Source organism: Vibrio methylphosphonaticus, from assembly GCF_023634655.1.
Classification (GTDB): domain Bacteria; phylum Pseudomonadota; class Gammaproteobacteria; order Enterobacterales; family Vibrionaceae; genus Vibrio; species Vibrio methylphosphonaticus.
Window position 1 is genome coordinate 1 of record NZ_JAMKMS010000041.1, and the last position, 10,192, is coordinate 10,192.

At 47.3% G+C, this 10,192-nt stretch carries 1 protein-coding gene; it reads right to left on the bottom strand.

Annotated features, from left to right (window positions below; translation table 11 throughout):
* On the bottom strand, window positions 1-10,192 hold a 10,192-nt coding region (locus tag M9196_RS22980; RefSeq protein WP_250619832.1), incomplete at both ends, for a tandem-95 repeat protein.

A 10,192-nucleotide genomic window follows, 5' to 3' on the forward strand; every position in this document is an offset into this window, starting at 1 on the left:
TGAGCCCGCGACTGGAACATCATTAATTGGAACAACTTGTACATCAATGTTGGCGGATACGGTATCCGTGCCATCATTTACATCGTAAGTAAGGTCCACATTGCCATTGAAGTTCTCGTTTGGCGCGAAAGTATAAGTGCCATCACCGTTGTCGGTAAACACGCCATCGGTGCCCTCATAATTCACAGACTCTACTGTTAGGTCATCACCGTCGATATCGGTAGCACCAGCGAGAAGCTGTTCATCAGTAAAGGTTAAAGAACCGTCCTCATTGATGGTGTAGTCATGGTCATAAATGACCGAAAGATCGTTCACAGCGGTCACTGTGACATCAAGCTCAGTAGGTGTTACACCACCATTTCCATCATCAACGTTATAGCTAATGGAGAACTCACCGTTAAAGTTCTCTTCTGGCGTAATGGTATAGGTTCCATCACCGTTGTCAGTAATAAGCGCATTTTCAATAGCGATGTCGCCAATGCTTAGTTCATTGCCTTCAGTTTCTTCGTTAGCGTCCGTCTCATCAGGCTCACCCAATACGACTTCAGAAATATCAATGACATTATCTGAAGCTGCGATCTCTTCTGATGTTGGTAAGTCGAAGTTGCTGACAGTGCTCACATCGTGACTCGGTACAATAACACCATCAACGATATCGAATACATGCCAATGATCACCTTCTGGATTGTCCGGGAGATCTGGCGAGAAGGACTGAACTAGGGTATCACCAACAAAGACTTGAACTTGAACATCTTCGACCCCGTCTACATCCCAACTACGCCCACTATAATTGTGCACAGAATAGTGCATGTTCATGTCTTCGTAGTTAGGAATGGTAATGGTTTCTGGCCCATTACCATTTACATCGTCGACATCTTGCTCAACTCGGTCTCCCGACTCTTGGGTGTAACTCATATCTCGGTAGTAGATATGGTCAAGTTCTTGTCCAGAGTCTTGGTCAAACAACCATAGGTGATTATCGAGATCGCGAGGGCTATCGCCCCACGTCACGACAACTCGCATGTCCGCATCATCAAGAACTTCAGAGATTGCCGTTACACCTCCGTTAGTGTCTTCACCCGCAGGTACGATAAAGCTAGTGGTGATCGACCCCTCTTGTTCTATGGTCACTGTTCCTTCATTGACAATAGAGCCACTGACTGAATAGTTACCTGAGTCGTCTGTCACTGCTGTATAACTGTTACCCGCGCTATCGGTGAGTGTAACTTCTGCACCAGAGACCGGACGACTGCTTTCTGCATCAAGCACTGTACCCGTTACGGTAGTATCGTCGCCCTGCTCTCCAATGATTGCTGTCATGTCATCATTTTCGATGTCTGTGGCAAACTGAAGCAGTTCTTCTTGAGTAATGGTGTACGACCCATCTTCCTCAATCGTAATGGCGACATCGGCGGATACAATCGGAGCGTCATTGACGGGGTCAACTGTTAAGCCAAGGTTAGCGGCGACTGGTGTGTCACCATCGCTGATACTGTATGCGACATCGATGTAACCATTGAAATTTTCATCTGGTGTAATTGAGAATGTTCCATCGCCATTGTCGACAATAGTTGCATTTTCAGCCACGAGATCGTCAGCAGTAAGAGCGTCACCTTCTATATCAGCAGCATTAGCAAGCAACTGCTCTTGCGTGATGGTGATGGTGTTGTCTTCGTCAACATTGGCGTAAACATCGGAAGTGGTTGGTAAATCATTGACCGGGTTAACGGATAAATCAGCGTTCGCCACGATAGTTTCAGCACCATCAGAAATATCAAAGCTTAAGTCAATATTGCCGTTGAAATTAGCGTCCGGCGTTACCGTAAACGTACCGTCACCATTATCGACAACGGTCGCATTATCCCCTGCGCTTAGATTGTCAGCGGTGAGGTCATCGCCATCAACATCGGAAGCTTGAGACAACAACTGCTCTTGAGTCAGTGTAATTGAACCATCTTCATTGATGTTGTAAGCAAGGTCACCAGAAACGGGTGCATCGTTTACGGCAATGACATCGATGCCTGCATTGGTATCCGCTGTCGCACCGTCTTCATCCACAACTGTCACATCAAGTGATACGTTGCCATTGAAGTTTTCGTTTGGTGCGAAACTATAGGTATCGTCACCATTATCAGTAAAGATACCGTCTGTACCAGAGTAAGACACATCACTGACGCTGACATCACCTTCAACATCGGAACTATTCGCGAGCAATTGGTCATTTGAGATGGTAATAATGCCATCTTCATTGACTGAGTATGTCGTTGAACCTGCGACCGGAATATCGTTGACAGATTCAACTGTTACGTCAATATTCGCTTCCGTTGTCGTTGTACCGTCGCTGACGGAGAACTTGAGGTCAACATCGCCATTGAAGTTTTCGTTAGGTGCAAAGGTGTAAGTACCATCACCATTATCAGTGAATACACCGTCTGTACCAGTATAAGCAACATCTGATACAGAGAGATCATCGCCATCAACATCAGAAGCACCGGCAAGCAGCTGTTCGTCAGTAAACGTCAACGACCCATCTTCCTGGATGGTGTAACCCACATCTTCCACAACCGCAGCGTCATTCACTGGATTTACTGTGAGATCAGCGTTTGCAACGATGGTATCCGTGCCATCAGAAAGGTCGAAACTTAAGTCAATGTCGCCATTGAAATCCGCATCAGGTGTGATGGTAAACGACCCATCTTCGTTGGCTGTGACAGTTGCGTTATCGCCTGCGCTTAGGTTGGCTGCGGTGAGGTCGTCACCTTCTACGTCACTCGTTTGAGCCAATAACTGTTCTTGAGATAGCGTAATTGAACCATCTTCATCGACTGAGTAAGCCAGGTCGCCAGAGACTGGCGCATCGTTTACGGCAATCACGTCAATGCCAGCAGTGGTCTCCGCCGTCGCGCCGTCTTCATCTACAACAATGACGTCTAGAGATACATCGCCGTTGAAGTTTTCATTTGGTGCAAAGCTATAAGTACCGTCACCATTATCAGTGAAGATGCCATCTGTGCCTGTGTATGACACATCATCGACAGCAACCTCTCCCTCTATATCACTTGAGTTGGCAAGCAACTGCTCATTGGAGATGGTAATGATACCATCTTCATCCACCGAGTAGGTCGTTGAACCTGCGACAGGAATATCGTTGACGGATTCGACCGTAACATCGATATTCGCCTCTGTGGTCGTTGTACCGTCACTGACAGAGAAATTAAGGTCGACTTCACCATTGAAGTTTTCATTTGGTGAGAAGGTATACGTACCATCACCATTGTCGGTGAACACACCATCAGTGCCAGTATACGATACGTCGGCAACGGATAGGTCATCACCATCAATGTCAGAGGCACCGGCTAGAAGCTGCTCATCGGTAAAGGTCAATGAACCGTCTTCTTGGATGGTATAACCCACATCTTCAACAACCGCTGCGTCATTCACTGGATTCACAGTGAGGTCAGCGTTAGCCACGATGGTGTCTGTACCATCTGAAATGTCGAAGCTTAAGTCGATATCACCATTAAAGTCTGCGTCTGGCGTGATGGTGAATGAACCATCTTCATTAGCCGTAACGGTAGCGTTATCCCCTGCGCTTAAGTTGGCCGCTGTGAGGTCATCGCCATCAACATCAGATGCTTGAGATAGCAATTGCTCTTGAGTCAAAGTAATTGAACCATCTTCATCGACGGAGTAAGCCAGGTCTCCAGAGACGGGGGCATCATTAACCGCGATAACTTGCACGCCAGCGGTGGTCTCTGCAGTGGCTCCCTGCTCGTCAACGATAATCACATCAATGGATACTTCACCGTTGAAGTTTTCATTTGGTGCAAAGCTATAAGAGCCGTCACCATTATCGGTAAAGATACCGTCGGTACCTGAGTAAGCGACATCGGATATGGCCACATCTCCTTCAACATCTGAGCTGTTCGCGAGTAACTGCTCGTTGGTGAAGGTAAGGATATTATCCTCATCCACGCTGTAAGTTGTTGAACCAGCAACTGGTAGGTCATTAACCTCCGTTACAGTGATGTCAATATTGGCGGGCGTGATCTCTGTACCATCGGAAACTTCAAACAGTAAATCAACCTCGCCGGAGAAGTTTTCATTTGGTGCGAACGTGTAGGTTCCATCGCCGTTGTCTGTAAAGACGCCTTCTGTACCGTTGTAGTTGACAGACTCAACGGTTAGCGCATCGCCATCGACATCGGTCGCGTTGGCAAGTAGCTGCTCATCGGTGAACGTCAATGAGCCATCTTCTTCGATAGTGTAAGCGACGTCTTCGACAATCGCAGCGGCATCGTTGACCGGATTTACGGTCAAGTCGATATTAGCTACAGTCGTGTCCGTACCATCACTAACCGAGAAATTAAGATCGATATCGCCGTAGAAATCGGCGTCTGGCGTGATGGTAAATGAACCATCCTCATTGGCAACTACAGTGGCATTGCTTGCGGCTGTCACATCAAGTGCTGTCAATGCATCGCCTTCAACATCACTGGCTTGTGACAATAGCTGATCTTGAGTGAGTATAATCGAGCCATCTTCATCGACCGAGTAAGCGAGGTCACCTGAGACCGGCGCATCATTCACAGCAATCACTTCGATACCAGCCGTGGTATCAGCCGTCGCCCCATCTTCATCTATGACGGTCACGTTTAGAGATACATCACCATTAAAGTTTTCATTCGGTGCAAAACTGTACGTGCCATCGCCGTTGTCAGTGAAGATACCATCGGTACCTGAGTAGCTGACGTCAGAGACTGAAACGTCACCTTCTACATCGCTCGAGTTAGCAAGTAATTGGTCATCAGAGATAGTAATAATGCCATCTTCATTCACTGAGTATGTGGTTGAACCGGCAACTGGAACATCGTTAACCGACTCCACAGTCACATCAATATTCGCGTCTGTGGTCGTCGTACCGTCGCTGACTGAGAAGCTTAAATCGACGTCACCATTGAAGTTTTCGTTAGGTGAGAAGGTATAAGTGCCGTCACCATTTTCGGTAAATACCCCTTCAGTTCCCGAGTAGCTCACATCAGAAACCGAAAGCTCATCGCCATCAATGTCCGATGCGCCACTGAGAAGCTGCTCATCAGTAAAGGTCAATGAACCATCTTCTTGAATGTTATAACCGACATCTTCCACAACAGCAGCGTCGTTCACTGGATTAACGGTCAAATCGAGATTTGTCGATACAACTTGGTCACCGTCGCTAACATCAAAGTTGAGGTCAACATCACCGTTGAAGTCATCGTTTGGAGTGATGGTAAAGGTACCATCACCGTTATCGACAACCGAAACATTCTCATCGTCGGTTCTTAGGTTAAGTGCTGTGAGAGCATCGCCATCAAGATCGGTCGCATTGGCTAACAACTGTTCCTGAGTAATGGTAATGGAGCCGTCTTCGTCGACCTGTGCTGTGACTGAATCTGCCTCTGGCGCATGGTCTACTTCGAAGTTAACAACCTGAATTGTACTTGATTCATCGTCATTGGATAGCTCTGTTGCTGTCGCTTTAATTTCTAGCGCTGTCGAGCCTGTGTAATCTTCTGGGAAGGTGATTTCGATGTTCTGATCGATGACCAACGTTGGCAGAACCGCAGTGCCATCTTCGCCAACGACGATCTCGCCTTGAAGAATTTGACTGTTGGTTTCACCAACGTCAACGGTAAAGGTGAAATCATCGTAGTCGCGATCTCCACCTCCATAAATATCTTCGATACCATAAACAATGTCACCGTCTTCATTCAGCGTGGTTCTAGTATGCTCAATACCATCTTGGTTGAGATTAGTGTTTGTACCACCATGGAAGACTGAGTCCCCAAACTGGCTCTGAATAACGGTTTCGTTTCCATCTGAATCAATATGTACTAATTGAGGGTCAACCGAGTCTACGGTTGCCGGATTGCCATCGGCATCACGGAACATAAACGTTCCATCTTGCATCGAGTCGAAATCATTTTGATTGAAGCCATTCGGAATAACAAAGAGGTTGAAGCTTTCACCCTCTTCAACTTCAAAGGTAATCGACGATTGACCTGGGATAAGGTCACCACCGGAACCAACCTGTGAAGCGTTCTCAAAGCCAATGTTTACGTCAGTAATATTGCCGCTTTCATCGACGGTGTAGTAACCCGCTGTGTTCTGGAACCCAGCACCTTCGCCTTCGAAAGTCACCGTAACATCTGTCGTTTCGTAACTCGTGATGCCACTCGATTGGTCGTCAAGAACGCCCTCGTTGTCGTAGCGGATCACAGTGCCTTCTGGTAAGCCTCCAACCTCGAGAGTTAATGTTTCAGACAAGTCTTGGTCAACCAAAGCAGCGCCTATGTTAAGTTCAGTGGTGCTACCAGGCTCGACGACGATTGGTTCGTCAGTGACTGTGCTACCATCTCCGGTTGTCACTTCTAAATCAGGCGCATCGGCGACAGCTTCTACGTTGACGCCAATAGTTTGGGCAACTTCTGCTTCGCCATCAGATACGGTAAAGCCTATATCTAGATTACCGCTAAAGTGCTCTTCTGGCGTAAAGGTGTAAGTACCATCGCCATTATCGACCAGCGAACCCTCATCGCCTGTGTAACTCACGTCAGTAATACTAAGCTCATCGCCTTCAACATCGGTTGCTTGAGCAAGAAGCTGTTCTTCCGTAAATATGAGCGTATTATCTTCTTGGATTTCGACGTTAAGTGGTGTCACATCCGGAGCATCGTTGACTGGGTTAACGGTCAGCGTAAGTTCGCTTGTTGTGTCAAGCTCACCATCAGAGACGTTGTAGCTGAAGGCAATATCTCCATTAAAGTCTTGTGACGGTGTCACGCTGAACGTGCCATCGCCATTATCGACAATGGTTGCATTCAAGTCATTCGTCTCTAAGTTTTCCGCTAGCAAGTAGTCGCCATCTCTATCGATGGCATTTTCTAGCAGCATTTCTTGAGTCACCAAAATAACACCATCTTCGTCCATTTCTGCGACGACAGGTTCTGCTTCTGGCGCATCGTTGACGAATTGAACTTTCAGTGCAATGTCAGCAGTGACGGTGTCAGTGCCGTCGCTGACATCAAACGTTAGACCAGCACTGCCACTGTACTCTGGTGCTGGCGTCAATGTATAAGTACCGTCGCCATTATCGGTGACTGTGACATTTGGATCGTCAGAATTAACATTAACGACACTGAGGTCATCACCTTCTACGTCTGTTGCTTGTGCAAGCAACTCTTCCGTCGTAATGGTGACAGATTCGTCTTCTAAAACATTGAATGACAAATCAGGCACGTCTGGCGCGTCGTTAACCGGTGTTACCGTAAGATCGAGCGCAGTCCCAACCGTTGCGATGCCATCGGTCACGTCATACGTAAAGTCGATGTCGCCGTAGAAATCTTCACTCGGTGTAATGGTAAAGCTGCCATCTTCGTTTTGAACAATGGTCGCGTTTTCATCATTGGTACCAAGATTCACGGCTGTGAGGTCATCACCATCAAGATCACTGGCGTTAGCGAGTAGCTCTTCTTGAGTTAAGGTAATCGTACCGTCTTCTTCTACTGTCGCAGATAACGGACCGGTTACATCTGGCCCCACGTTTGAATCAACAACATCAACGTTCAACGAACTCGGTGCTGATGCCTGCCCATCACTGATATCAAAGGAGAGTGAAACATTACCGGTAAAGCCTTCTGCAGGCGTAAAGCTAAAGGTATTGTCGCCGTTGTCAACCAAAGTACCGTCAAGTTGGTTGGTCAGAACAAGGTTCTCAACGTGTAAAATATCACCATCGACATCAGTCGCGCCGGCGAGCAAGCTAGACGTGCTAATGGTCATGGTGCCGTCATTTAGCATATCAAGGTTCAAAGGTGCACCAGGAACTGGGACATCGTTCACCGGAATTACGTTCAAGTCGATGTTATTCATGGTGACGTCTTCACCGTCACTCACGCCGAAGCTGAGGTCAACATCACCATTGAAGTTTTCATTGGGAACAAAAGTGTAAGTGCCGTCACCGTTATCAGTGAGCTCACCGCTGTCGCCGTTATAACTGACGTTGTAAATACTTAGCTCGTCGCCTTCAACATCAGAAGCATTAGCAAGAAGATCCTCGTCAGTGAAAGTAATCGAATTGTCTTCTTCAGTGCTTAATATCACAGGGCCGGACACTACAGGTGCATCATTGACTTCGGCAAAATTGATATGAATGGTGTTGTCGTCAACCAATTCGCCGTCAGTCACTTGATACGTAAGATCAATATCACCAGAGAAGTTCTCGTTTGGTGTCACTGTCCATGTACCATCGCCATTATCAGTTAAGGTCGCGTTTTCATCTTCAAGTTCAAGATTAATGATATCGAGTTCATCACCGTCAATATCGCTTGCTTGTGCTAACAATTGTTCTTCAGTAATAACGATGGAAGCGAAGCCCTCAGCTCCTTCCTCAGCCGTTGTAACTGCAGGTAAGTCAGCGCTTAGATCGATCTCCTGATCTCCTTCGCGAAGATTTAGGTTGATAGTCTCTGTGACCTCGGTACCGTCAATACCAATAGAGGTAAAGACCACATCATCTGGCAGAGTTTGCGACACTGACATGTTTTGAACGACATACGTACCATTACCTTGGACGGTACCAAGCTCGAAGCGAGCGACTGGTTCATCCGTGGTTAAAGTGTATTCATGTTCGTAGCTGTTACGATCATCTTTGTGGTAGGTTTCTGAGTCTATGAGGTTACCATCCGCATCGAATGCTCGGATTTCCACCTCGGTAAAGTGTCTGGATTCTTCCATAAACCAGCCACCTAACCCATCTAGGTTGAAGCTGATTTCGTTGATATCCTGACCTTCTACCGTCACGACTAGCTGTTCGTCACCGCTCAGCCCCTGCCTGTCGGTATCACCAATACCATGACCGATATGAGTGTTACCGTTCCAAGCACCGAGCGGTCCGTCGGTGCTTTGTGTTGTAACGGTCAAATCACCATCGTTAAACTGACGAGTATGGGAGTCTACCTCATCTCCCCAATCACTTATCGTAGCGTTGTCATCAAATGTCCCTAGCTGCGTGGTCGACGTGGAATCTGCAACCGCTGTTTCATCAGGAACAAAGCGGATCTCGGTGTCAGGCGCTACCTCTTGTCCGACTTCTAGAGTGACCCATTCATCCTCAATATTCGCCTGAACAGTACCAAATTCAGGTTGTTGGTCGAGTCGAATCGCGGGCTCTTCACGCATACTGACGCCAACGGTCTGATCTTCCTCGGCTTGTATGTAAATATCATCACCTGCATCAGGTGCGTCGTTTACCGGGTTGACTGTTAGGTCCAGTGTCGTCATGACATTTTCTTGCCCATCGGACACGGTATACGTGAAGTCTAGTTCGCCATTGAAGTTATCTTCTGGTGTGATGGTAAACGAGCCATCTTCGTTTTGAACGATCTCGGCCTCGACACCAAACAGCTGGAGGTTACTCGCAACTAGTTCATCACCATCAACATCTGTGGCATTGGCAAGTAACTGTTCTTGAGTGATGGTAATACTATTATCTTCATCGACTTGCGCACTGATACCTGAAACTTCGGGCGCATCATTAACTGGATTAACGGTAAGTCCGCCAGTCGCGACTATGGTGTCAGTACCATCGCTGATATCAAAGTTAAGGTCTATTTCGCCATTGAAATTAGCGTCTGGGGTGATAGTAAATGTACCATCACCATTGTCTACAACGTTCGCATCGCCTCCTACACTGAGGTTAGACGCTGTTAATGCGTCACCTTCAACATCTGATGCTTGAGCTAGCAATTGCTCTTGATTCAGAGTGATAGCGCCATCTTCATCGACTGAATATGCGACAGTTCCCGAAACTGGCGCATCGTTCACCGCAATCACGTCAATACCAGCCGTGGTGTCCGCTGTTGCACCGTCTTCATCTACAACAGTGACGTCTAGAGACACATCGCCGTTGAAGTTTTCGTTTGGTGCAAAGCTGTACGTACCATCGCCGTTATCGGTGAAGATACCGTCTGTGCCAGAGTAAGACACATCACTAACACTCACCTCGCCTTCAACGTCTGAGCTGTTCGCTAGCAGTTGATCGTCAGAGATAGTGATGATGCCGTCTTCATTCACTGAATATGTGGTTGAACCTGCGACCGGAATGTCATTAACCGAGTCAACCGTCACGTCAATGTTAGCGTCTGTTGTCGTT